The organism is Pseudomonas sp. SMV7 (assembly GCF_052041995.1).
Taxonomy (GTDB): Bacteria; Pseudomonadota; Gammaproteobacteria; order Pseudomonadales; family Pseudomonadaceae; genus Aquipseudomonas.
The window spans coordinates 115,146-136,085 of sequence record NZ_JBKGGT010000006.1 but is presented as its reverse complement, the minus strand read 5'-3'; the positions used below and the strand labels follow the sequence as shown (position 1 = coordinate 136,085).

Here is a 20,940-nt window from a genome sequence, read left to right as displayed (position 1 = left end):
AGACCTACAGAAACGTTTCAGCAAGCGCGCCAACCGGCATTTGCATGCAGGGTTGAAGCGCAACGCCAGAAGGGCACAGGGGTGCGCAGCGGGGCAGCAGCATGCCAACCGTTACAGCGCCCGTACCAGTTCCCAGAACGATGCGCCCACCCCGGTAATGCTTTCCCCGGCAATCAGCCCCGCTGCGGCGGTGATCGCAAACCGCTCTGTCACGCTCGGCCAACGGCAACTGACCAGCCAGGTGAGCACCGCGCCGAGCCCCATCATCATGCTGATCGACGCCGGCAGAATGAACGCCAGCCCCAGTGCGGCGGTACTCGGCAGCCAGCGCGCCGCCCGTTGCGGCAGCAGGCTGTCGAGGGCGCCCAGCAGCACGCCTGCCGCGCTACCGGCCACGATTGCCCAATGCAGCGTCGGCGACAGTGCCCCCAGCCCCTGCGTCAAGGTCTGGGCCACGGCCTTCCAGGTCGCCACGGCGGGTGCAGGCCATTGCGCGGTAAGCAGTTGTGCCTGCGGATCGGGAATCAGCATTCGATACACCAGCACGGCCACCACGCTGCCGATGACGATGCCAAGGCACTGCGCAATCAGTTGCCGATGCGGTGTTGCGCCGATCGCCTGGCCAACCTTGAAGTCGTTCATCAGGTCAGTGGATTGCCCGGCCGCGCCGCCGGCCGTGTTGGCGCTCATCAGGTTGATCGCCACCTGGCCCGGGGCGACCAGGCCGAAGCCGAGCTGCGACAGCTTGCCAATGGCGCCGATCGGCGCAATGCCGGTGGCACCGACCACGCGCGCGGCGACCACGGCAAGGCACACCGCCAGGGGAATGCTCAACAGCGCCATCCACCCGTCGATGTCGAACAGCAACACCTGTAGCGCTACCACCAGGGCAATCGACAGCAGTAGCCCCGCAGCCGGCGTCAGGGCAAACCCCGTTTGCGTGCGCGATGCCCGCGTCAGCCCGTCGGCGGGCCTTTGCCGGGGCATTTGCAACAGGCGAACCGACAGTGAAGTCAGGGTCGCGCAGACCATCAGGCTGACCCCCGGCCACAGCAGCCATTCCACCAGCGCTGCGAACTGCGGGCCGCTGGCATTCGGCGCCAGCAGCACCAGCGCATGTTCGATGAGCCACGGCGCCAGCCCGCCCCAGGCCAGGGCGGCGCCGAGCAGCAGCGTCAGGCCCACGCGGAGGCCGATGATGCCGCCGAAACCGACCAGCATCAGCGACGGGTCGAGGGTAAAGGTCAGGCGCTCGAGCACTGGCGTGGGGGCCCAGCGCGGTATCGCCCAGACGAAGCCGTCGATCCACTTCACCAGCCCCGACAGCAGCGCGGCACTGCACAGTACCTTGATCCGCAGCATGGCTTCGTGGCCTTGCTGGTAGATCTGTTGCAGGGTCTCCAACGTCGCCATGCCCTCAGGGAATTTCAGGCCATGGTCAGCGAGCAAGGTGGGGCGCAGGTACCAGGCGATCCAGATGCCCAGGAAACTTACCGAGAACACCCAGGCCATCATCGGCAGCGGCTCCAACTGGTGACCGGTGAGCAGGGTATAGGCAGGGATCGGCGCCACCAGCCCGCCGGAAACGATGGACGCAGCGGCCGAGGCCACGGTCTGGTTGATGTTGCTTTCGTGCAGCGTCCACGCCGGCCGGCCCTTGCCGCGCCCTGGCAGGCTCTGCCATACGGCGAAGCCGACCAGCAAGGCGATGATCGACATGTTGAATGACCAGCCGATCCGCAGGCCCGCGTACACATTCGAGGGCGTGAGCAGGATGCCCAGCGCGATGCCGGTGAGCACCGCGCGCAGGCTCAGCTCACGCTCGACGCGCACCCGGGGCAGGGCGGTGGAAGGGGCATGTTCCATGGCAATCCTTTGTCGGTGCGGCAAACGCGCTTTGCACAACTGAGCCGCGCGTGCCACAAAGGTTCACTGGCGCCAGCGGCTGACCTCGCTCACCACGCGATGCGCTGGCCATCCCAGCCCCAGAAGCTGCCACTCTCGGCTGGCCCAAGCCGCCCCACCAGCTCGATCAGGCATTGAGCGGCAAACGCCGGGGTAAACAGTTTGCCCTCCGGCACGTTGCCTTGAAACGGCCGCGACAGGCGCGTATCGGTGGTGCCCGGGTGCAGGGCCAGTACGGTAGCGGCCGGGTTCAGCCGTTTCAGCTCGATGCTGGCCGTGTGCAGCAACTGGTTCAGTGCCGCCTTGCTGGCACGGTAGCTGTACCAGCCGCCCAGGCGGTTGTCGCTGATCGAGCCGACCCGGGCCGAAAGTGCCGCGAAGGTGGCCGGTTGCCGGCGCAGCAGCGGCAGCAGGTGCTTGAGCAACAGCACCGGCGCGAACGCATTGGTGGCGAAGCTGGCCTGCAGGCCGGCCAGGTCCAGTTGCGCCAGTGACTTTTCCGCCTTGCTGCCTTCCTGATGGAGAATACCCAGCGTACTGACCACCAGGTGCAGGTGCTCGCAGGCGTGGCCCACCTGGCGTGCCAGGGCTGCGAGTGCCTGCTCGTCACGGGCGTCGCAATCCACCAGCGACACTCGCCCCGCGTGCTGCCTGGCCAGGGCCAGCAACGCATCGTTGCGGCTGGCCTGGCGCGACACGGCCCAGACCTGGCGCACATCGTCGCGCGCCAGCAAGGCCGCGCACAGTGCCAGGCCTATGCCCGCGCTGGCGCCGCAGACCAGTGCATTGGCCTGGCCCGGCAGCCCGGGAATGAGGTTCATGCGACACCTTCCAGCGGTGAGACCGGCGCCAGTACCTTGTTGGCTACACCGAACGGCACATGCACCATCGGCAAGTTGCCCGCCGACGACTGCAGGTGGCTACGTTGGTCATCGAAGAACACATGCGGCTTGAGGATCGACAATACCCTGGGTTTCTCCATCCCGCCGAGGAAGAAGCATTCATCTGGCGACACGCCCCAGTTCTTCAGTGTCGTCACTACCCGCTCATGCGCTGGTGCGTTGCGTGCAGTGACGATCGCGATCCGCAGGATCCGTCTGTACGTCGGGTCTTCGACAAGCTTCTGGTCTTCCAGCATGCGGATCAGCGACAGCTTGCGGTACAGGTCAGCCAATGGCCCGGGCGTGTGCGGGGTGGCCATGTGCATGCGCTCATGCTGCTGGAATTCGTCCAGGCTGTTGTCGCGCTTGTACACGCTCTCCGCTTCGTCGTCGGCGATCACGCCGTCGAAGTCGAAGGCCACCCGCAACTCGGTGTCGATCTCGTCATCGTAGATACGCGTCGGCAGCACCCGCCCGGCCGGGTAGTTGGCGTCGATGGCCTTCTGCACGTCTTCCTCGTTGGCGCTGAGAAACAGCGAGGCATTGAACGCCGGGATGTACTCGTAAGGCGAGCGACCGGACATGAACGCCGCGCGGGTGATATCCAGCTGGTAATGGTCGATCGAGCGAAACACCCGCAGGCCGGTTTCCGGCGAGTTGCGCGACAGCAACACCACTTCCACCGGCAACTGCTCGGGAAAAGCCTGGTTGATGCTCAGGAAGCGCCGAATGAACGGGAATGCCACGCCCTTGGGGAACGGTTCGTCCAGGTTCTGCTGCTGGTGCTGGCGGTAGGCTTCGACGCCCTCGGTCTGGTAGATGGCGTCCGAGACGGTGAGGTCGAACAGCGCACTCGAAGCTACGCCGATGACCAGCTTCTGTTCGATGGGGTAGGGCATGTGGCAACTCCTGGGCCTGTGCTGAAGGCAAGTGTACCCCGTGCAGTGCCGAGTCAGCGCCGCTGGCTCAACACCTCCGGGTTGGCTACGTGCTTCGGCGTGCCCGCGAAAAACGCCAGTACATTGTCGAAGGCGTCGCCAAAGTACAGCTCATACCCGCTCTTCTCCACATAGCCCAGATGCGGCGTGCACAGCACGCGTGGGTGGCGCAGCAGCGGGTGGGCAGGGTCCAGCACCGGCTCGTGCTCGTACACGTCGATTGCCGCCTGCCCCGGGCGCCCCGCATCCAGTGCCTGCAGCAATGCACCGGGGGCAATCAGCTCGGCACGGCTGACATTCACCAGCAGCGCGTCGGGTTTCATCAGGGCCAGGTCGTCGAAGGTGACGCGGTGGCGCGTCTGTTCAGACAGGCGCAGGTTCAGGCTGAGGATATCCGCCTCGGCAAAAAACGCTTCGCGCGAAGCTGCGGCGCGGTGGCCATCGGCTTGGGCTGCGGCGCGGCTGCTGTCGCTGCCCCATACCACGACTGGCATGTCGAAGGCCTGGGCATAACGCGCCAGGCGCTGGCCGATCTTGCCGTAGCCCCAGATGCCCAGCAGCTGGCCGGCCAGTGCCTGGCCAAGGTTGACCTGCCAGTGGCCCTGGCGAAAGGCATCGATGGCCGGTATCAGCTGCCGGCGGGCATTCAGGATCAGCGCCCAGGCCAGTTCGGCTGGCGCCACCGGCGAGCCGCGCCCCTCGGTTACGGCGATGCCGCGCGCGGTGCAGGCGGCCAGGTCGAGGTGGCTGGACACCTTGCCGGTCTGGCTGATCAGCCTGAGCCGCGGCAGGCGCTCGAGCAAGGCAGCGTCGATGCGCGTGCGTTCGCGGGTGAGCACCAGCGCTTCGGCGTCGGCGAGACGGGCCGCGCGTTGCTCCAGTGTGGCCGGTTCGCCTTCATGCAGGATGCGCACATCATGCCCGCTCAGCGTGCTGAAGCAATCGAGCGTGCGAATCACGTCCTGGTAGTCGTCGGGGATGACAATGCGCATGGTGGTCTGGCCCTGGCGGTAGGTGATCGGCCGAAGATAACCCAACAACCGGCTACAGGGGGTGCGCGATGTGGTTTTCTCCAGGCCGGGTCATGTCGGCAGGCCCAGCCCCCTGGAGCTGCTCGACGAGAAAATCGACGAACACCCGCACCCGCGCCGGCATCGCCGGGCCGCCGACGAACACCGCATGGATCGGCTCGCGATCCCCCGGGTTGTAGGCCTCCAGCAACGGTACCAGGCGCCCGCTGGCGAGGTCATCGGCGACGGTGAAGGTACCGATGCGGGCAACCCCGGCGCCGAGCGTGGCCAGTTGCGCCAAGGCTTCGCCACTGCTGCATTCGATGTTGCCGCTGACTTTCAGCGCAAAGACCTGCCCGTCGCGGCGGAACGGCCAGTCCGGCGCGGCACGGCGGAAGTTGAAGCGCAGGCAGTTGTGCCGGGCCAGGTCCTCCGGCACCAGGGGCGTGCCACAGCGCTGCAGGTAGTCGGGAGAGGCGACGATGACCTGGCCGGTTTCGCCAATGACGCGGGCGCTCAACGAGCTGTCCGGCAGCGGGCCGAAGCGTAGCGCCACATCGGCCTGGCCGCCGGGAATGTCGGCTATTTCGTCGCTGAGGGTAAGGTCGACCAGCACCTGTGGGTAGCGCGCGCTGAACGCCGCCAGCAGCGGCACCACGGTCAGCCGACCATGGCCCAGCGCTGCGCTGACCCGCAAACGCCCGCGTGGCACGCCCTGGTCGGTAATGGCTTGTTCCACTTCGTCGAGGTCGGCCAGCACCCGCCGTGCGCCGCGCAGGTACGCCTCGCCTTCAGGGGTAAGGGTGATCGCCCGGGTGGTGCGCAGCAGCAGGCGGGTGCCCAGGCGCTGTTCGGTACGGGCCAGGATGCGGCTGACCGCCGAAGGCGTCAGGCCCAGCGCCCGCGCTGCGGCGGACAGGCTGCCCGCTTGCGCCACCTTGGCGAATATTTCCATCTCTCCGGATCGTCCGCTGAAATCCATTTGTGCCTCGTCAGCAAAGGTGGTTCGCAAAAATGCAGTCTAGTGCAGTCTGATGCTGGATCGTAGCATTTGCGGCACAGATAAGGAGTTTGCCATGCGTATCAATCCACCTCTTGTCGCGCTCGCCATCGGTGCCTTCGGCATTGGCGTCACCGAGTTCGCCCCCATGGGCATGTTGCCCAGTATCGCCACCGACCTTGGCGTCTCGATCCCGGCGGCGGGGTTGCTGGTCAGTGCCTATGCCATCGGGGTGCTGATCGGCGCACCGCTGATGACCCTGGCCACGGTGAAAGTCCCGCGGCGTTACCTGCTGATCGGGCTGATGGCGATCTTCACCCTCGGCAACCTGCTGTCAGCCCTGGCCGACGACTACGCCAGCCTGCTGGTCGCGCGCGTGGTTACCTCGCTCAACCACGGCGCCTTCTTCGGCATCGGCTCGATCGTCGCGGCCAGCGTGGTGCCGCCCGACAAGCGCGCCGGGGCGGTGGCGGCGATGTTCATGGGCCTGACCCTGGCCACCATCGGTGGCGTGCCGCTGGCGACCTGGTTCGGTGAACTGCTCGGCTGGCGTACGGCATTCTGGGGCATCGCCGGGCTCGGCCTGGTTGCCATGAGCAGCCTCTGGTACGCGCTGCCCAACGTGCCGTCGCCCAAGGGTGACGGGGCCATGGCCGAGCTTCGCGTACTCGGGCGCGGGCCGGTGCTGGCGGCGTTGCTGCTGACCGTGGTGGGTTCCAGTGCGATGTTCACGGTGTTCACCTACATCGCGCCGATCCTGCAGCGCGAGGCGGCCGCATCCACCACGTTCGTGACCGCCATGCTGGTGCTGTTCGGCGTCGGCCTGACCTTGGGCAACGTGTGGGGCGGCAAGGCGGCGGACCGTTCGGTCGACCGTACCTTGATCGTGTCACTGGCCACCCTGATCGCGGTACTGCTGGTGTTTCCGCTGGTGCTGGGCTGGTCGCTGCCGACGGCATTGGCGATCCTGGTCTGGGGCGCTGCCAGCTTCGCCCTGGTGCCACCGCTGCAGATGCGCGTGATGGAAGCGGCCAAGGATGCGCCCAACCTGGCTTCGGCGGTGAATATCGGGGCGTTCAACCTGGGCAACGCGATCGGCGCGGCGCTGGGCGGGGCGGTCATCAATGCCGGGCTGGGTTATCCGGCGATTGCCCTGGCGGGGGCCGCGACGGCAGCGCTCGGGTTGTTGATGGTGCTGATGTTTGCCTGGCGTGGGCGGGTGCAGGCGCTGGCGGGGCAGGCAGCTGCGTGAGGCGTCGGGGCCGCGTTGCGGCCCTTCGCGGCTATCAATCGGTGTTTGTCACGGCGTACCGTTGCGGCCATGCAGGTGATAGGCCGGGCGCTCGCTCAGGCGCTCGTAGTAATCGCGCACGGCCGGCAGGTGCGGGTGCTCCAGTGGCGTTTCGAACCAGCGGTTCACCGACAGGCCGATGGGGATGTCGGCCAGGGTGAACTGGCTGCCGGCCACATAGGCACCGGTGCTTGCCAGCTGGCCCTCGAGGATGCGCATGTAGCGCGCCCAGTCCGCGCAACCGGCAGCGAGGGCCTGCGGGTCCTGGTGGGCCGGCGAGTGCCTGACCAGCGACATGAACGCGTAGCTCCAGGACCGGTTGAGGTCCGAGGCCTGCCAGTCGATCCACTGGTCGACCCTGGCTCGGGCCTGCGCCTCGCTGGGGTAGAACGCAGTGGCCCCGTAACGCGTGGCCAGGTAGCGGATGATGCTGTTGGATTCCCATAGGGTGAAGTCGCCATCCTGGATCACCGGGACCATGGCGTTGGGGTTCAGCGCGAGGAACTCGGCGCTGTCCGTGGGCTGGAAGCCGGCGCCCCAGTCTTCGCGCTCGTACGCGACCTCGAACTCGGCGCAAGCCCACAGCACTTTTCGTACATTGATCGAAGAGGCTCTGCCCAGTATCCGCAACATGCTGTTCGTCCTTGTGTGGGGGGAGGTTGATGGTCCGCCACTGCCGTGGCCTGGTCAAGCGGCAGGCGCAAGCGACCGGCTCAGGCTTGCCTGGGGGGCGCGAACTTGGCACCCTTGGCCGGTTTGCAGCGTCGCTATCACACAGAAGGAAGTACGCATTGAGCTGGGACAAGGTGGGGAAACTCCTCGTAGCCGTGCTGGTCGGCCTGATGGTCCTGTTGGCCGCTTATGGGTTGCTCAGAGGCAGCCCGCGCCTGGAGGCTGCGCTGACCTACGCCTACCTCACCTATCCCAGCCAGTTCAGCGAGCGTATCAGCAAGGCCAGCGAGCAGCTCAAGTACGAGCAGTTGCAGGGGCGTATCAACACCATCAGCCAAGGCGCGCTGAGCCACGACCAGGTCGAGCGGCTGGTCGAAATGGCCCAGGCACCCTATACCCAGTTGTTCGCCAAACCATTCGAGGCCGGGTTGGTCGACCACCGTACCGGCTTGCTCATCGAACTGCGCAATCGCGGGGACGCGCCGGTGCGCCAGGTGAAAATCCGCCTGCCGGCGAAGGGCCTGGTGCAGGTGCGCGACGCAGCTGGCAACGACACCATCGTCGAGGCCGCTACTGCCCAGGTGGAAATCCCGGGCATAGAGCCCGGTGGCGCGTGCAAGGTATGGGTGTATTTCGATGCGGACTACACGCAAATCCGCCAGGGCGGGATCAGCATCAGTCACGCCGACGGCGAGGCTGACGTGCAGGTCTACCGCGAAGTCGTCGGCTTTCCGGCCTGGGTGGCGCGCTACAGCCGCGAGCTGATGGTGCTGCTGGGCGTGCTGGCCTTCAGTGTGCTGGGCTTGGCGTATGCCTGCCTGGCGCGTCGAAACCTGCGCCAGGCGCAGCCTCTCTAGGCGCTGGCAGTGGGCTGATGCCGGTTGCCCGCTGCTCAACCACCGCCATCGTGCAGTGCCAGGCTTTGTCGCAACTGCTCGAGCAGGGCCAGGCGCAGGGGCTGCGGTGCCTGGACGCGGATCGAGCCAGCCTGCGACAACAGCCAGCCCATCAGCGCACGGTTGTCGTCGACCGTGGCCACCAGTGTCGCGCCGCCGTCCGCGTGCGCGGTCAATTGCATGTCCGAGGCCAGTGGCTGCGCTTGCAGGCGCCGGGCCAGCCCGTCGTCGACCCAGGCATGCAGTTGGATCGGTGCCGGCGATGCCAGCACGTCAGGTTGCAATTGCTGTGCTTCGCCCAGGCTCAGGCCGGGTTGCCAGTACCAGCCGTACGGCATGCCTTTGCTGTTGCAGCGCAGCGGGAACAGCGCCGCGAGCTCGACCAGGTCGCGCTCGACGGTGCGTTTGCTGGTGCTATAGCCCACGGTTTTCAGGGCAGCCTGCAACTGGGTGGAGCTCAGTCCCGGGTGGCGGCCGGGTAGCAGCTTGAGCAGTTGCCACTGGCGGGCGATGGTGTGGCGGGTAGGGTGGCTGGGCAAGAGGTTCGTCCTTGAAAGCAGGCTTGCAACGTGGCCTGAATGGTGGCATTTAGCTATCGCCAGCATACCTTTTCACAGGATCGGATCCAAGTTTTCGCGCGCCTTGCACCGTTCGGTCAACGCTATTTCATTTTTCGCCTTGACCAACGGCAACCTGTTTACAGCGGCAGAGTCATCATCCAAACGCGGCGCGCTGCCAGTGCGCTTCGCTTATTATTGCGATGTTTGCACCCGCTTCCCTGATCTCCACCGCTTTCTTGATCTTCGTGCCATAACTGCTATGCAGCCACTGCTCGTTGCCAATACTGCCGATGACGAGATAGTGGATCTTCTTGCTGACACCCGCGCCAATGGCTCCCCCACGTTCGATGACCAATGTTTCGCAGGCTTTGCGAGGTCCGTAAGCCATAGTGCCGGTGAACAGGAAAGTACGGCCTGTCCATTCCAGCGTGGGTTCGGGGTTATCAAGGGGCAGTGTGGTGGGCGAGGTAAACGGGGTTTCCCTGCACTGCGGCTTGCCGGTGAACTGGCGTAGAAGCTCCAGTAATTCTGCCGACTCATCGGCATCCAGCACGTTGTCCTGGAGCATGTCGCTCAGGCGCCGGTACAACAGATTGATGACCGGGTCCTCAAGATGAACAAGTTGCTGTTCCATCCACGTTTTCAGGAACTCGGCTTCTTGTTGATTGACCTGATTGTCCGCAGTCAGGCCAGCAGCGATTCCAATCAACCCGTCAACCGAGCGCTGTGCGATGCGCGCTTCGTGAAAAAAGCGGCTGTTCTGAAACTCCTGGTGAAGATCGACCATTCCCTGTTCCTCGTTTCTATTCCATCAGGACCACGGCGTTGGCGTATTTTTCCTGGTCCGCTGTGAAGGTGGTGTGCATGCCAGTGTGATTACAGGTCAGGGTGAGCTCTGTTCGTGTATCGATGAACAGATCTTCGCCGCGAAGGCCCTGCCATTGCGCCAGGTATTTGAAAGAGCCGTATTTGACGGGCTTTTTCAACGCCCGATCATGCCCACCTTTCCAGCCAAGCACCGGCAGTGCGCCATCGACACAGCGCCGGGCAAGCTCTGGCTGATTCACAGCCCGCTCACGGCCAATTTCCCAACAGCGGATCAAGCCTTCGTCGGGGCCTTTCCAGGCTTCTTCCCAGGTAATCGAAGGGCGGATGGGTTGGTGTATCGGGCGCTGAATGACGCCGGTGGTGCAATCCATGGCCTGAGGTGTCCGTGAAGTCCGTATGGTCTGGATGCTACTAATTGGCCATTATTGTGTCCAGTGCCAGCCCACCCTGCTGCAGCGCGGCCGTCGCTTTTCGTCATGATTTGATTTTTGCGGTGACGGTGAGATAGAGCGCCGCGCGGGTGGCGCTCGATCTAACAGGCACTGCAAATGTGCCGGGCCCCCCGCCAAGAACGCCTCGTCCCCTACATGCCACCCCGGCGCACATGCTTCACCAACACCTTCTCCAGCAACTCCCACATCGCCGGCTCCGTACTGAACGCCACGTTGAAGCGCATCCACCCGGTCGCCTTGGCATCGACCATGAACAGCTGCCCGGGCCCGAGCATGATGCCTTTCTCCAGCGCGTCATCCAGCAACGCCGCACTGTCCGGAATCGCCGGGTGGCGGGTCCAGATGTACATGCCCTCGTCCGACTCGATGAACAACTCGAAGCCCAGCCGGTGCAGGTGCCGGCCGACTTCCTGGTGCGCCTCGGCCAGGCGCTGGCGCAGGCGCTTGAGGTGCTTGCGCCAGCGCCCGTCGATGATCGCGGCGTACACCACGCGCTCCATCACCTGCGAGGTGGTCAGGCCCGAGCGCATCTTCAGGTGCAGCAGTTTCTGCATCAGTTCGGGGTTGGCCAGCAGGTAGCCGACCCGCACATTCGGCGAAATGCTCTTCGAGTAGCTGCCCACGTACACCACCTGCTGCAGGTGATCGAGGCTGGCCAGGCACGGCTGCGGTTCGGCGATCATGTCGGCGTACAGGTTGTTTTCCACCAGGCGGAAGCCATGCTGGCTGGCCAGTTGCAGCAGGCGGTGCAGTTGCGGCAGCGGGGTGCGCGAGCAGGTCGGGCTGTGCAGGTGCGGCTGGGTGAAGAAGGCGGTCGGGCGGTGGTGGGTGAGCAGTTGCTCCAGCTGGTTCAGGTCGTAGCCGGCCGGGGTGCGGGGCACACCGACCAGGGTCGCGCCCTGGGTGCGCAGGATACTCATCAGGTTGGGGTAGCCAGGGTCGTCCACCAGCACCACATCGCCCGGGCGCACCAGCGTGCGCGCTGCCAGGTCCAGGGCCTGGCTGGCGCCGTGGGTGAGCATCAGTTGCGCCGGGCTGGCGACGATCGACAGTTCCTGCTGCAGGTTCTGCGCGGTCAGTGTGCGCAGTTCCAGCAGGCCCATGGGGTCGCCATAGCCCGACAGCTCCAGCGGGCTGCCGGCCACCTGGCGCAGGCCGCGGCGCAGGCCGTCTTCGTACATCCAGTCGTTGGGCAGCCAGCCGCACCCCGGCTTGTACGGCAATTGGCGGATTTCGAAGATCTGCTGCAGGTACCACTCGGAGTTGAACGTGGGTCGACTGGTGTCAGCCTCGGCGTTGTGCGGGTCCAGCAGCTCGCCTGCTGCGCGGTTGACGAAAAAGCCGGCATTGCCCCGGCTCACCAGCAGGCCCTGGGCGACCAGGCGGTCGTAGGCCTCGACCACGGTGAAGGTACTGACCGAGTAGGTCGCGGCAAAGGCGCGAATGGACGGGACCTTGGCGCCTGGCTTGAGGGTCTGGTTGTCGATCAACTCGCGCAGCCCGTCGATGATCTGGTTGACCAGCGGCGTCGAGGAGTCTGGATGTAATTGCAGCATTCGGGGCCTTCAGGGTGTGTAACGCCAGGCGCTGAAGCGGTGTATTGCATCGGCGACCTATACAGTGCAGTGCGAGTTTCATGCCACTGTGCATGGTTCTCTGCGACGGACATTTTTACATTAGGTGTCAGATATCGCCACATAAAGCATGTTCAGTTCGCCCCAGGCGTCAGCCCTGGGGCGCGTCAGCAGGCCGCCATGGAAGGCCTGCGTGTGTTCGTCGCACACCATCCTGCCCGCATTAGCACTGATGTACAGGTGAGACCGCCAGCCATCGGGGTTTCACAGTTTTCCTTGGATAAAAAGAAGCACGGGGTACACAACTGATGGACGCAACATCTACAACCACCACCGCGAAAAGCGGGCACGAGAGCAAACTCAGTGCCTCGCTCAAGTCGCGCCACCTGACGATGATGTCGATCGCCGGGGTTATCGGCGGCGCCTTGTTCGTCGGCTCCGGCAGCGTGATCCACAGCGCCGGCCCAGCCGCTGTCCTGGCCTACCTGGCAGGCGGCATCCTGGTGGTACTGATCATGCGCATGCTGGGTGAAATGGCCACGTCCTCGCCGGACACCGGTTCGTTCTCCACCTACGCCGACCGCGCCATCGGCCGTTGGGCCGGTTTCACCATCGGCTGGCTGTACTGGTGGTACTGGGTCATCCTCATGGCCTGGGAAGCCTATGTGGCGGGCAAGATCCTGCATGGTTTCTTCCCCGACGTCAGCGTCAACGTGTTCGTGCTGGCCACGACCCTGTTGCTGATCACCGTCAACTTCTTCAACGTCAAGCACTACGGTGAGTTCGAGTTCTGGTTCGCCCTGATCAAGGTGATCGCGATCGTCTGCTTCCTGATCGTGTGTACCGCGGCAGTGCTGAACATCTGGCAGTTCGGTGAAGTACGCGGCATCAGCCACCTCACTGCCGAAGGCTTCATGCCCAATGGCATCACCACCGTGGTCGGTGCCCTGCTCGGGGTGATGTTCGCCTTCCTCGGCGCGGAAATCGTCACCATCGCCGCAGCCGAAGCCAAGGACCCGGCCACGCAGATCGTCAAGGCGACCAACTCGGTGGTCTGGCGGGTGTGCCTGTTCTATGTCGGCTCGATCTTCCTGATCGTCTGCCTGGTACCGTGGAACGACCCGCAGCTGGGCGTTTCCGGTTATGGTGCCTATCGCCGTACCCTGGAACTGCTGGGCGTGCCGTACGCCGAGCTGCTGATGAACTTCGTCGTGCTGACCTCGGTGAGCAGCTGCCTGATCTCCGGCCACTACACCGCTTCGCGCATGCTGTTCTCCCTGGCCCAGCGTGGCGACGCCCCATCGTTGTTCAAGATCACCCGCGCCGGTACCGGGGTACCGGTGTACGCGATCATGGGTTCGTGCGCGGTGGCCATCGTCTGCGCGCTGATCAACTTCAGCGAGACCCTGCGCCCGAAGGACGTACTCGAAACCCTGATGAACACCACCGGCATGATCGCCCTGCTGGTGTACCTGGTGATCGCCTTCTCGCAGCTGCGCATGCGCCGCAAGCTGATCGCCGAAGGCAAGGAAGTACGCCTGAAGATGTGGCTGTTCCCGTGGCTGACCTACCTGGTGATCGCCTTCATCGTCGCCGCCCTGGTGACCATGGCCTTCATGCCTGACTACCAGATCCTGGTCATCTCCACCGGCATCGCTGCGGCGATCGTGGTGGCGATGGGCGTGGTGCACCAGATTCGTTCTGGCAAACAGCACTAAGCGTCATTCGTTGCGCGAAACGGCCGGCTCCCTTGGGGACCCGGCCGTTTCGCGTTGTTGGGCAGGGTGTTTTTCCGCTGGCATGTGAAAGCGCTGGTTCATCCAGGGCGAGCCGAGCAGGGCGGCGGTGGCAATCAGGGCCAGGATGGCAAGGGCCAGATAAGTCTTCATGCGCATGCAAGGAATGACCTGGAAGCGGGCCAGCCAGTTCCGCTCGCCCGCAGATCGCAATATGCTGCCCCCATCACTCGCCAGAAGGAGTTGCCCATGGCCTGGTCTGCCAACCAGTATTCCCTGTTCGAAGACGAGCGCACCCGCGCCGTGCGCGACCTGCTCGGTGCCGTGCCGCCACGCCCGGTGCGCCACGCTACCGACCTGGGCTGCGGCCCGGGCAATTCCACCGAGGTGCTGCTGCAACGTTACCCGGACGCCCAGGTGACCGCGCTGGACAGCGACCCGGACATGATCGACAAGGCCCGCGAACGCAAGCGGCTGTGCATCCCCCGGGTGCGCACGCTGGTTGCCGACATCGCCGGCTGGTCCGCCGCCGAGCCGCAGGACCTGATCCTGGCCAATGCCTCGCTGCAATGGCTCCCGGACCATGCCTCACTGTACCCGCACCTGGTGCGCCAACTGAGCGATGGCGCCAGCCTGGCGGTGCAGACCCCGGACAACCTGGACGAACCGGCGCACCGGCAATTGCGCGAGATCGCCAGCCAAGGCCCATGGGCAGCCAAGTTCGCCGATTTCCAGCTGCCGCCGCGGCATAACGCGGCGTTCTACTACGACCTGCTCAGCCCGTTGTGCGCGCGCGTGGATGTATGGCGCACCACCTATCACCACCCGCTGATGGGCGGCGCCGAAGCGGTGGTGGAGTGGTTCAAGGGTTCGGCGCTGCGGCCGTATCTGGCCAGGCTCGACGCGCAGGAGCAGGCTGACTTCCTGCAGATGTACCTGCAGGCCATGCAGCGCGACTACCCGCCAGCCACCGATGGCAAGGTGCTGCTGCCATTCCCGCGCTTGTTCGTGGTTGCTACCCGCTAGGGCGGCGCCAGCGCCAGGCCACGTAGCTGTAGATGCCGAGGTTGAGCAGCAGCACGACACTGCCCAGCACCAGCTGCACAGCGGGTGTCAGCCCGGCGGGGTAGATCAGCGGCCAGATGTAGTGGTCGATGAAGCCGCCCCGGTAGCCCGCCTCACCGGCCGCGTTGCGCATGTGGTTTTCCCAGGCAGTCAGCGGGCAACCCAGGTGCAGGTATTCCACCGCCAGGCCCCAGCCCAGGGCTGGCAGATGCAGCAGCAGGGCAGGGCGCCAGCGCAGCACCAGCAGGCCGCCGAACAGCACCAGCAGGATGAAGGCCAGGTGCAGCAGCACCAAGGTGTCGGCGGCGAGACGGAAGAGCATGGGCCAAATGCCGGAGGCGGGGGTTATCCCAGCATAGTCGGGTTGCCTGCGCTGGCCTCACAGCGCTTCCTCGACCATTTGCAGAAAGGTCGCCACCACCCGCCGCGTGCGCTGTTCACGCAGGCACACCAAGGTCTCGGTCAGGTACCGCTGGCAATCGACAATCGGCAACGCACACACACGGGCATCCGCACCAAACTCGGCCGCCGAGACCACCCCCACACCAATCCCCACCACCACGGCTTCACGTGCGGCTTCCCGGCCTTCAACCTGGATCGCCGGGCGAATCCGCAACCCGGCCCGTTGCATTTCCTGCTCCAGCGTCTGCCGCGTCACCGAGCCGGGCTCGCGCAGTACCAGCGGCATGTCGTCCAGGTCCGCCAGGCTGATCGAGCCACGGCTGGCCCACGGGTGGTTGTGCGAGACGAACGCCACCATCGGGTCGCGGCGCAGCGGCAGGCAATGCAGGCGCTCGTCGTCGACATCCCGGCCCAGCAGGGCCAGGTCGGCCTGGTAACTGAACAGCCGGGCCAGCGATTCATCGGTGTTGCCGGTCTCGACCTTCACCTGGATGCCCGGGTAGCGCTGGCAGAAGCGGGCGATCTGCGGCAGCACGTGCACCGGCGCATCCACCGCCAGCACCAGGCTGCCGGTGTGCAAGGCGCGCGAGTCCTGCAGCAGTTCATGCGCCTCGGCCTCGCAGGCGAACAGGCGCTGGCTGATGCCCAGCAGGCGCTCCCCCAGGTCGGTGAGCTGCACCGAGCGCTTGTTGCGGTGGAACAGCAGCACGCCAAAGCGTTCCTCCAGCTTGCGCACCTGGTCGGATACTGCCGGCTGGGTAAGAAACAGCTTTTCTGCCGCGCGGGTAAAGCTGCCGTGCATGGCTACGGCGTGGAAGGCCTTGAGTTGTGCGTGGGAAACCGACATGACCACCTCAGTAACAAGCCAGGCTTATGTGTGTAATACGATAAATCGATTTTATTTATCAGTCAGCAGCTGTTTCCATACCTTTCAGCCCGACGCAGGTACCACAAGTGCCGCCAGGGCCATGGCGCCCACACGGCGCCATCTGACCCGATGACAGCCTCGTCATCGCTGTGCGTAACACAACAACAAGACAGGCGTTTCTTCACATTCTGCCGGCACACTTGAGCAAGAGGTCAGACTTAAATGAACCAGTCACTCGCCACGTTGAAGCGCTGGCGCATCCAGATCTTCGCCATCACCTGGCTGGCCTACGCCGCCTTCTACTTCACCCGCAAGGCCTTCTCGGTGGCCAAGCTGGGCATCGCCGAAGACCCGAATTTCATGCTCGACAAGGCCGCCATGGCCAACCTCGACGCAATCTACCTGGCGGCCTATGCCGTGGGCCAGTTCACCTGGGGCATGCTTGCCGACCGCTTCGGCCCGCGCGTGGTGGTGCTCGGTGGCCTGCTGATTTCCGCAGGCGCCGCGGTGGTGATGGGTAGCTACGCCACCTTCCCGATCTTCGCCACCTGCATGCTGGTGCAGGGCCTTGCGCAATCCACCGGGTGGGCGGGGTTGTGCAAGAACATCGGCAGTTTCTTCCCCGCCGTGCAGCGCGGGCGGGTGCTGGGCTTGTGGAGTTCCTGCTATGCCTTCGGCGGCCTGGTGGCTTCGCCGTTCGCCGGTTGGTGGGCCTACACCCTGGTCGGTAGCTGGCACGCGGCGTTTTTCTCCAGCGCCGCCGTGGTGGCGCTGGTGGCCGTGCTGTTCTTCTTCCTGCAGCGCAACAAGCCTGAAGACGTCGGCCTGCCGGCGGTCGAGCCCGAACCGCAGAGCATGGCCCCGGGCGGCAACCTGTGCAGCCTGTGGGCACCGCTGAAGGAAATCCTGCGCAACCGTACGGTGCTGACCCTGGGGCTTGCCTACTTCCTGTTGAAACCGGCGCGCTACGCCATCCTGCTGTGGGGGCCGGTGATCGTCTTCGAGCAGATGCCCTCGGTGGGCAAGGTGGGCGCAGCGATCATCCCCACGGCGTTCGAACTGGCCGGGCTGCTCGGGCCGATTCTGATCGGCCTGGCATCGGACAAACTGTTCAGTGCCCGGCGCATGCCGGCCTGCGTGATCAGCCTGGTCCTGCTGACCGTGACCCTGGCGGCGTTCATGGCGGCCATGCACACCGGCAGCGTGGTGCTGGTGGTGGCCCTGCTGTTCGTCATGGGCCTGACCTTGTACGGGCCGGACTCGATGATCAGCGGCGCTGCGGCCATCGACTTCGGCACCGCCAAGGCCGGCGCCACCGCGGCAGGCTTCGTCAACGGTTGTGGTTCGGTGGGGGCGGTGCTGGGCGGGCTGCTACCGGGCTACTTCGACGGCGTCACGGTGTTCATCGTGTTCGCCGGCTGTGCGCTGTTCTCGGCCCTGGTACTGCTGCCGCACTGGAACAGCCGCCCGGCCAGCGCCGCGCAGAGCGCCGACCTGGCACCGAACACCAGCATGGCAATCAAGCCATTGCGTACCTGAAAGGAAAGCGAGCGAATGAGACCCTTCTGGCTGCAACAGGCCCTGGATTCGGCACAAGAGGCGGTGTGCCCGCGATTGCCTGGCGATGCCCGTTGCGATGTGTGCATCGTCGGTGGCGGCTACACCGGCCTGTGGACTGCGCTGATGCTCAAGGAGGCGCAGCCGGCCCTGGACATCGTGCTGATCGAGGCCGATATCTGCGGTGCCGGCGCCAGTGGGCGCAACGGTGGCTGCGCGTTGTCCTGGTCGGCCAAGTACTTCACCCTCGAGCGGCTGTTCGGGGCCGCCGAGGCGGTGCGCCTGGTGCGCGAGTCGGAGCGCAGCATCGGTGAAATCGGCGCGTTCTGCACGGCCAATGGCATCGACTGCGACTACCGCCTGGATGGCACGCTGTACACCGCCAGCAATGCCGCCCAGGTCGGTGCCACCGATGCGGTGGTGGCCGCGCTGGAGCGCAAGGGGATCAATTCGTTCAGCCGCCTGCCGCTGGACCAGGTACAGCGCCTGGCAGGCTCGGCGCGGCACCTGGAAGGCTGGTTCTCGCCGGCCGCGGCCACCGTGCAGCCGGGCAAGCTGGTGCGTGGCCTGCGCCGGGTGGCCTTGCAGCGCGGGGTACGTATTTTCGAAGGCACCGCCATGACCGGCCTGGAACATGGCGCCCCGGTGCAGGTGCGCACGGCCAGCGGTACCGTGCGCGCCGACCGCGTGGTGCTGGGCCTCAACGCCTGGATGGCGCGGGCCTTTGCGCAGTTCGAGCGCAGCGTGGCGATTGTGTCCAGCGACATGGTGATTACCGAGCCTTGCCCCGAATTGCTGGGCCAGATCGGCCTCGACTCTGGTATCAGCGTGCTCGACTCGCGGATCTTCGTGCACTATTACCACAACACTTCCGATGGCCGGCTGATGCTGGGCAAGGGCGGCAATACCTTTGCCTACGGCGGGCGCATGTTGCCGGTGTTCGACCAGCCGTCGCCATACCGGGCACTGCTGCGCGAAAGCCTGGGCGGGTTTTTCCCGGCGCTGGCCGAGGTGCCGCTGGCGGCCAGCTGGAACGGACCGTCGGACCGCTCGGTAACCGGCCTGCCGTTTTTCGGCAAGCTGGACGGGCAGGGCAATGTGTTCTACGGCTTTGGCTATTCCGGCAGCGGCGTGGGGCCGTGCCACATGGGCGGGCAGATCCTGTCGTCGCTGGCACTGGGGCTGGACAACCTGTGGACCCGTTCGCCGCTGGTCAAGGGGCCGTTGGGGCTGTTCCCACCCGAGCCGATCCGCTACCTGGGCTCGCTGATGGTGCGCAATGCCATCCGCCGCAAGGAGCGCGCCGAGGACCACGGTTTGCGTCCGCGCCGGCTGGATGTGCGCTTGGCGCGGTTTGCGGCGGCGGCAGGCAAGGCGGATAAAGGCTGATGAGATTTCTTGTCGAACAGCGGCCTGAGGGCGTATAAACTGCACCCACTTTTGGCCGGTCGCTTCCTGAACCGGCCGCTGAAACAAGAGAGTCGACATGGGCGCACAGTGGAAAGCCAAACATAAAGAAGCCGCGGCCAACGCCAAAGGCAAGATCATGGGCAAGCTGTCCAAAGAGATCCAGATCGCCGCCAAGTCCGGCGCCGACCCTGACATGAACCCGCGCCTGCGCCTGGCCATCGAGCAGGCCAAGAAGGCCTCGATGACCCGCGAAACCCTGGAACGTGCCATCCGCAAGGGCGCGGGCCTGGACGGTGATGCCGTGCAGTACTCGGCGGTCAGCTACGAAGGCTTCGCCCCGCACCAGGTGCCGCTGATCGTCGAGTGCCTGACCGACAACGTCAACCGCACCGTCGCACAGATCCGCGTGCTGTTCCGCAAGGGCCAGCTGGGTGCCAGTGGCTCGGTGGCCTGGGACTTCAACCACGTCGGCCTGATCGAAGCCACCGCCAACGGCGACGCCGACCCGGAAATGGCGGCCATCGAAGCCGGCGCCCAGGACTTCGAGGAAGGCGACGAAGAAGGTTCGACCCTGTTCATCACCGACACCACCGACCTGGATGCCGTGCAGAAGGCCCTGCCGGAACATGGCTTCACCGTGACCTCGGCGAAGATCGGCTACACCCCGAAGAACCCGGTCAGCGCAGCCAGCCTGAGTGCCGAAGCGCTGGCCGAGGTGGAAGCGTTCCTCGAGGCCATCGACGAGAACGATGATGTGCAGAACGTGTACGTCGGCCTGACTGACTGATCTGTGTAAGCGGGGCGCTTTGCCGCCCATCGCGACGCAATGCCGCGCCTGCAGGGGAACGCATGACCCATGCAGGCGCGGCCTTGTGTCGCGAAACGAGGGCAAAGCCCTCGCCAGCGGTCTGGAGCCGAACCCCGATGAACCCCGCTTTCGCCTCCCTCAGCCTCGCCCACCTGCGCACCCTCGACCACCTGCTGCAACTGAAGAACCTCAGCCATGCCGCCGAGCGCCTGGGCGTCAGCCAGTCCGCCCTGAGCCGCCAGCTGGCCCACCTGCGCGAAGCCTTCGACGACCCTTTGCTGGTCCGCCAGGGCCGTGGCTACGTGCTCAGCGAACACGCCGAAGCGCTGGTCGAACCTTTGCGTCAGGTCCTCGAAGAACTGCACGCCCTGCGCCAGCCGGCCGTGTTCGACCCGGCGCGTTGCGAGCGGCGCTTCTGTCTGGCCGCTTCGGACTACGTGGCCGAGCACATGCTGCCGCTGCTGGTGGCGGCGCTGGAGCGCGAAGCCCCGGGCGTATCGCTGGAATACCGCACCTGGCAGGCCGGCCAGTACGCCTTGCTGGCCAGCGGCGAGATCGACCTGGCCACCACCTTGTTCGACGAGTCGCCGCCCAACCTGCACGGCCGCCTGCTTGGCGAGGACCGCGCGGTGTGCCTGATGCGCCACGACCACCCGCTGGCCGCCCACGGCAGCTTGAGCCAGGCCGACTACCTGGCGCACAAGCATGTGCGGATTTCCGGCGGTGGCGACAAGGACAGTTTCATCGACCGCCACCTGCGCGCCCAGGGGCTGCAGCGGCGGGTCAGCCTGGAAGTGCCGTTCTTCTCCGCCACCGTGCAGGTGATCGCCAACAGCCAGGCGCTGGCCACCGTGCCCGAGCACATCGCCCGGCAACTGTGCCGCCTGCATCCGCTGGCCTGGCGGCCGCTGGGCTTCATCGAGCACAGCCAGCGCTACTGGGTGGTGTGGCACCAGCGCCTGCAGGCTTCGGCCGAGCATCGCTGGTTGCGCAACCGGGTGTTCGAGCTGTGGCGCCAGTCGCAGTTCGGTGTGCAGGGCGGACATGCGGGTTTGCCATAGCAGGTATGCGCCAAGCGGGGTTATTC

General features: G+C 65.4%; 21 protein-coding genes. 8 read left to right on the top strand and 13 right to left on the bottom strand.

All coding sequences use genetic code 11. The features are described from left to right. Positions 1-111 precede the first annotated feature (111 nt). The 5 genes from ACLEJP_RS09780 to ACLEJP_RS09760 all read right to left on the bottom strand — a co-directional run bounded on the left by ACLEJP_RS09780 (position 112) and on the right by ACLEJP_RS09760 (position 5,716). Positions 112-1,866, bottom strand: a complete 1,755-nt coding sequence (locus ACLEJP_RS09780) for an OPT family oligopeptide transporter (protein WP_440805952.1) — start codon at positions 1,864-1,866, stop codon at positions 112-114. 89 nt (positions 1,867-1,955) lie between these two features. Then, a complete protein-coding gene (locus ACLEJP_RS09775; protein WP_440805950.1) occupies positions 1,956-2,726 on the bottom strand; it encodes an SDR family NAD(P)-dependent oxidoreductase in 771 nt (256 codons plus the stop codon). Beyond that, positions 2,723-3,685: a 5'-nucleotidase gene (locus ACLEJP_RS09770; protein WP_440805949.1), complete on the bottom strand. Its 963-nt coding sequence runs from the start codon at positions 3,683-3,685 to the stop codon at positions 2,723-2,725. Before ACLEJP_RS09770 ends, ACLEJP_RS09775 begins: the two co-directional genes overlap by 4 nt. 53 nt (positions 3,686-3,738) lie before the next feature. After that, the gene (locus ACLEJP_RS09765) at positions 3,739-4,716 is read right to left on the bottom strand and encodes a D-2-hydroxyacid dehydrogenase family protein (protein ID WP_440806249.1); all 978 of its coding nucleotides are present in this window, start codon (positions 4,714-4,716) and stop codon (positions 3,739-3,741) included. A 52-nt stretch (positions 4,717-4,768) separates the two neighbouring features. Continuing rightward, entirely contained in the window at positions 4,769-5,716 is a 948-nt protein-coding gene (locus ACLEJP_RS09760; RefSeq protein ID WP_440805947.1) for a LysR substrate-binding domain-containing protein, read from the bottom strand. A gap of 94 nt (positions 5,717-5,810) precedes the next feature. On the opposite strand from ACLEJP_RS09760, the gene ACLEJP_RS09755 reads away from it, so the two are divergent. Next, entirely contained in the window at positions 5,811-6,986 is a 1,176-nt protein-coding gene (locus ACLEJP_RS09755) for an MFS transporter (RefSeq protein WP_440805944.1), read from the top strand. Positions 6,987-7,034: 48 nt separating this feature from the next. Here the strand turns inward: ACLEJP_RS09755 and ACLEJP_RS09750 are convergent, their stop codons facing one another. Continuing rightward, positions 7,035-7,658, bottom strand: a complete 624-nt coding sequence (locus ACLEJP_RS09750; protein WP_440805942.1) for a glutathione S-transferase family protein — start codon at positions 7,656-7,658, stop codon at positions 7,035-7,037. Positions 7,659-7,816: 158 nt separating this feature from the next. On the opposite strand from ACLEJP_RS09750, the gene ACLEJP_RS09745 reads away from it, so the two are divergent. After that, positions 7,817-8,554 carry a hypothetical protein gene (locus ACLEJP_RS09745; RefSeq protein ID WP_440805940.1) on the top strand — a complete coding sequence of 246 codons (738 nt, stop codon included), beginning with the start codon at positions 7,817-7,819 and terminating at the stop codon, positions 8,552-8,554. 35 nt (positions 8,555-8,589) lie between these two features. On the opposite strand, the gene ACLEJP_RS09740 is transcribed toward ACLEJP_RS09745, so the two are convergent. The 4 genes from ACLEJP_RS09740 to ACLEJP_RS09725 all read right to left on the bottom strand — a co-directional run bounded on the left by ACLEJP_RS09740 (position 8,590) and on the right by ACLEJP_RS09725 (position 11,989). Then, positions 8,590-9,132 carry a WYL domain-containing protein gene (locus ACLEJP_RS09740; protein WP_440805938.1) on the bottom strand — a complete coding sequence of 181 codons (543 nt, stop codon included), beginning with the start codon at positions 9,130-9,132 and terminating at the stop codon, positions 8,590-8,592. A 175-nt stretch (positions 9,133-9,307) separates the two neighbouring features. Then, on the bottom strand, positions 9,308-9,940 hold the full coding sequence (locus ACLEJP_RS09735; RefSeq protein WP_440805937.1) for a BRCT domain-containing protein: 633 nt from the start codon (positions 9,938-9,940) through the stop codon (positions 9,308-9,310). Positions 9,941-9,956: 16 nt separating this feature from the next. Further along, positions 9,957-10,352 (bottom strand): hypothetical protein, encoded by a 396-nt coding sequence (locus ACLEJP_RS09730; RefSeq protein ID WP_440805934.1) that lies wholly within the window; start codon positions 10,350-10,352, stop codon positions 9,957-9,959. Between the two features lie 212 nt (positions 10,353-10,564). Next, the gene (locus ACLEJP_RS09725; protein WP_440805933.1) at positions 10,565-11,989 is read right to left on the bottom strand and encodes a PLP-dependent aminotransferase family protein; all 1,425 of its coding nucleotides are present in this window, start codon (positions 11,987-11,989) and stop codon (positions 10,565-10,567) included. Between the two features lie 326 nt (positions 11,990-12,315). Here ACLEJP_RS09725 and ACLEJP_RS09720 point away from each other — a divergent pair, with 326 nt between their 5' ends. Continuing rightward, complete coding sequence (locus ACLEJP_RS09720) at positions 12,316-13,725, top strand: amino acid permease (RefSeq protein ID WP_440805932.1); 1,410 nt, start codon at positions 12,316-12,318, stop codon at positions 13,723-13,725. Between the two features lie 3 nt (positions 13,726-13,728). Here ACLEJP_RS09720 and ACLEJP_RS09715 read toward each other — a convergent pair whose 3' ends face one another. Beyond that, complete coding sequence (locus ACLEJP_RS09715) at positions 13,729-13,902, bottom strand: hypothetical protein (protein ID WP_170029427.1); 174 nt, start codon at positions 13,900-13,902, stop codon at positions 13,729-13,731. 90 nt (positions 13,903-13,992) lie between these two features. Between ACLEJP_RS09715 and tam the strand changes: the two genes are divergently transcribed. After that, the gene (tam, locus tag ACLEJP_RS09710) at positions 13,993-14,769 is read left to right on the top strand and encodes a trans-aconitate 2-methyltransferase (RefSeq protein WP_440805930.1); all 777 of its coding nucleotides are present in this window, start codon (positions 13,993-13,995) and stop codon (positions 14,767-14,769) included. Here the strand turns inward: tam and ACLEJP_RS09705 are convergent. Beyond that, a complete protein-coding gene (locus tag ACLEJP_RS09705; RefSeq protein ID WP_440805929.1) occupies positions 14,759-15,130 on the bottom strand; it encodes a DUF2784 domain-containing protein in 372 nt (123 codons plus the stop codon). The two genes, tam and ACLEJP_RS09705, sit on opposite strands and share 11 nt — an antisense overlap. Positions 15,131-15,187: 57 nt before the next feature. Then, positions 15,188-16,057: a LysR substrate-binding domain-containing protein gene (locus ACLEJP_RS09700; RefSeq protein ID WP_440805926.1), complete on the bottom strand. Its 870-nt coding sequence runs from the start codon at positions 16,055-16,057 to the stop codon at positions 15,188-15,190. A gap of 243 nt (positions 16,058-16,300) precedes the next feature. On the opposite strand from ACLEJP_RS09700, the gene ACLEJP_RS09695 reads away from it, so the two are divergent. From ACLEJP_RS09695 to ACLEJP_RS09680, 4 genes are all read left to right on the top strand, one after another. Further along, entirely contained in the window at positions 16,301-17,617 is a 1,317-nt protein-coding gene (locus ACLEJP_RS09695; RefSeq protein WP_440805925.1) for an MFS transporter, read from the top strand. Positions 17,618-17,632: 15 nt separating this feature from the next. Beyond that, positions 17,633-19,024 carry an FAD-dependent oxidoreductase gene (locus ACLEJP_RS09690; protein WP_440805923.1) on the top strand — a complete coding sequence of 464 codons (1,392 nt, stop codon included), beginning with the start codon at positions 17,633-17,635 and terminating at the stop codon, positions 19,022-19,024. A 97-nt stretch (positions 19,025-19,121) separates the two neighbouring features. Then, a complete protein-coding gene (locus ACLEJP_RS09685; RefSeq protein ID WP_170029433.1) occupies positions 19,122-19,832 on the top strand; it encodes a YebC/PmpR family DNA-binding transcriptional regulator in 711 nt (236 codons plus the stop codon). 137 nt (positions 19,833-19,969) lie between these two features. Further along, complete coding sequence (locus tag ACLEJP_RS09680) at positions 19,970-20,914, top strand: LysR family transcriptional regulator (RefSeq protein WP_440805920.1); 945 nt, start codon at positions 19,970-19,972, stop codon at positions 20,912-20,914. Positions 20,915-20,940 lie beyond the last annotated feature (26 nt).

What these genes read in the sequence shown, in the direction of transcription:
- ACLEJP_RS09700 (WP_440805926.1), bottom strand. Translation starts at nt 16,057, where the DNA reads ATGTCGGTTTCCCACGCACAACTCAAGGCCTTCCACGCCGTAGCCATG.
- ACLEJP_RS09690 (WP_440805923.1), top strand. Translation starts at nt 17,633, where the DNA reads ATGAGACCCTTCTGGCTGCAACAGGCCCTGGATTCGGCACAAGAGGCG.
- ACLEJP_RS09705 (WP_440805929.1), bottom strand. Translation starts at nt 15,130, where the DNA reads ATGCTCTTCCGTCTCGCCGCCGACACCTTGGTGCTGCTGCACCTGGCC.
- ACLEJP_RS09780 (WP_440805952.1), bottom strand. Translation starts at nt 1,866, where the DNA reads ATGGAACATGCCCCTTCCACCGCCCTGCCCCGGGTGCGCGTCGAGCGT.
- ACLEJP_RS09750 (WP_440805942.1), bottom strand. Translation starts at nt 7,658, where the DNA reads ATGTTGCGGATACTGGGCAGAGCCTCTTCGATCAATGTACGAAAAGTG.
- ACLEJP_RS09775 (WP_440805950.1), bottom strand. Translation starts at nt 2,726, where the DNA reads ATGAACCTCATTCCCGGGCTGCCGGGCCAGGCCAATGCACTGGTCTGC.
- ACLEJP_RS09765 (WP_440806249.1), bottom strand. Translation starts at nt 4,716, where the DNA reads ATGCGCATTGTCATCCCCGACGACTACCAGGACGTGATTCGCACGCTC.
- ACLEJP_RS09720 (WP_440805932.1), top strand. Translation starts at nt 12,316, where the DNA reads ATGGACGCAACATCTACAACCACCACCGCGAAAAGCGGGCACGAGAGC.
- ACLEJP_RS09735 (WP_440805937.1), bottom strand. Translation starts at nt 9,940, where the DNA reads ATGGTCGATCTTCACCAGGAGTTTCAGAACAGCCGCTTTTTTCACGAA.
- ACLEJP_RS09770 (WP_440805949.1), bottom strand. Translation starts at nt 3,685, where the DNA reads ATGCCCTACCCCATCGAACAGAAGCTGGTCATCGGCGTAGCTTCGAGT.
- ACLEJP_RS09760 (WP_440805947.1), bottom strand. Translation starts at nt 5,716, where the DNA reads ATGGATTTCAGCGGACGATCCGGAGAGATGGAAATATTCGCCAAGGTG.
- ACLEJP_RS09685 (WP_170029433.1), top strand. Translation starts at nt 19,122, where the DNA reads ATGGGCGCACAGTGGAAAGCCAAACATAAAGAAGCCGCGGCCAACGCC.
- ACLEJP_RS09695 (WP_440805925.1), top strand. Translation starts at nt 16,301, where the DNA reads ATGAACCAGTCACTCGCCACGTTGAAGCGCTGGCGCATCCAGATCTTC.
- ACLEJP_RS09680 (WP_440805920.1), top strand. Translation starts at nt 19,970, where the DNA reads ATGAACCCCGCTTTCGCCTCCCTCAGCCTCGCCCACCTGCGCACCCTC.
- ACLEJP_RS09715 (WP_170029427.1), bottom strand. Translation starts at nt 13,902, where the DNA reads ATGCGCATGAAGACTTATCTGGCCCTTGCCATCCTGGCCCTGATTGCC.
- ACLEJP_RS09730 (WP_440805934.1), bottom strand. Translation starts at nt 10,352, where the DNA reads ATGGATTGCACCACCGGCGTCATTCAGCGCCCGATACACCAACCCATC.
- ACLEJP_RS09725 (WP_440805933.1), bottom strand. Translation starts at nt 11,989, where the DNA reads ATGCTGCAATTACATCCAGACTCCTCGACGCCGCTGGTCAACCAGATC.
- ACLEJP_RS09755 (WP_440805944.1), top strand. Translation starts at nt 5,811, where the DNA reads ATGCGTATCAATCCACCTCTTGTCGCGCTCGCCATCGGTGCCTTCGGC.
- tam (WP_440805930.1), top strand. Translation starts at nt 13,993, where the DNA reads ATGGCCTGGTCTGCCAACCAGTATTCCCTGTTCGAAGACGAGCGCACC.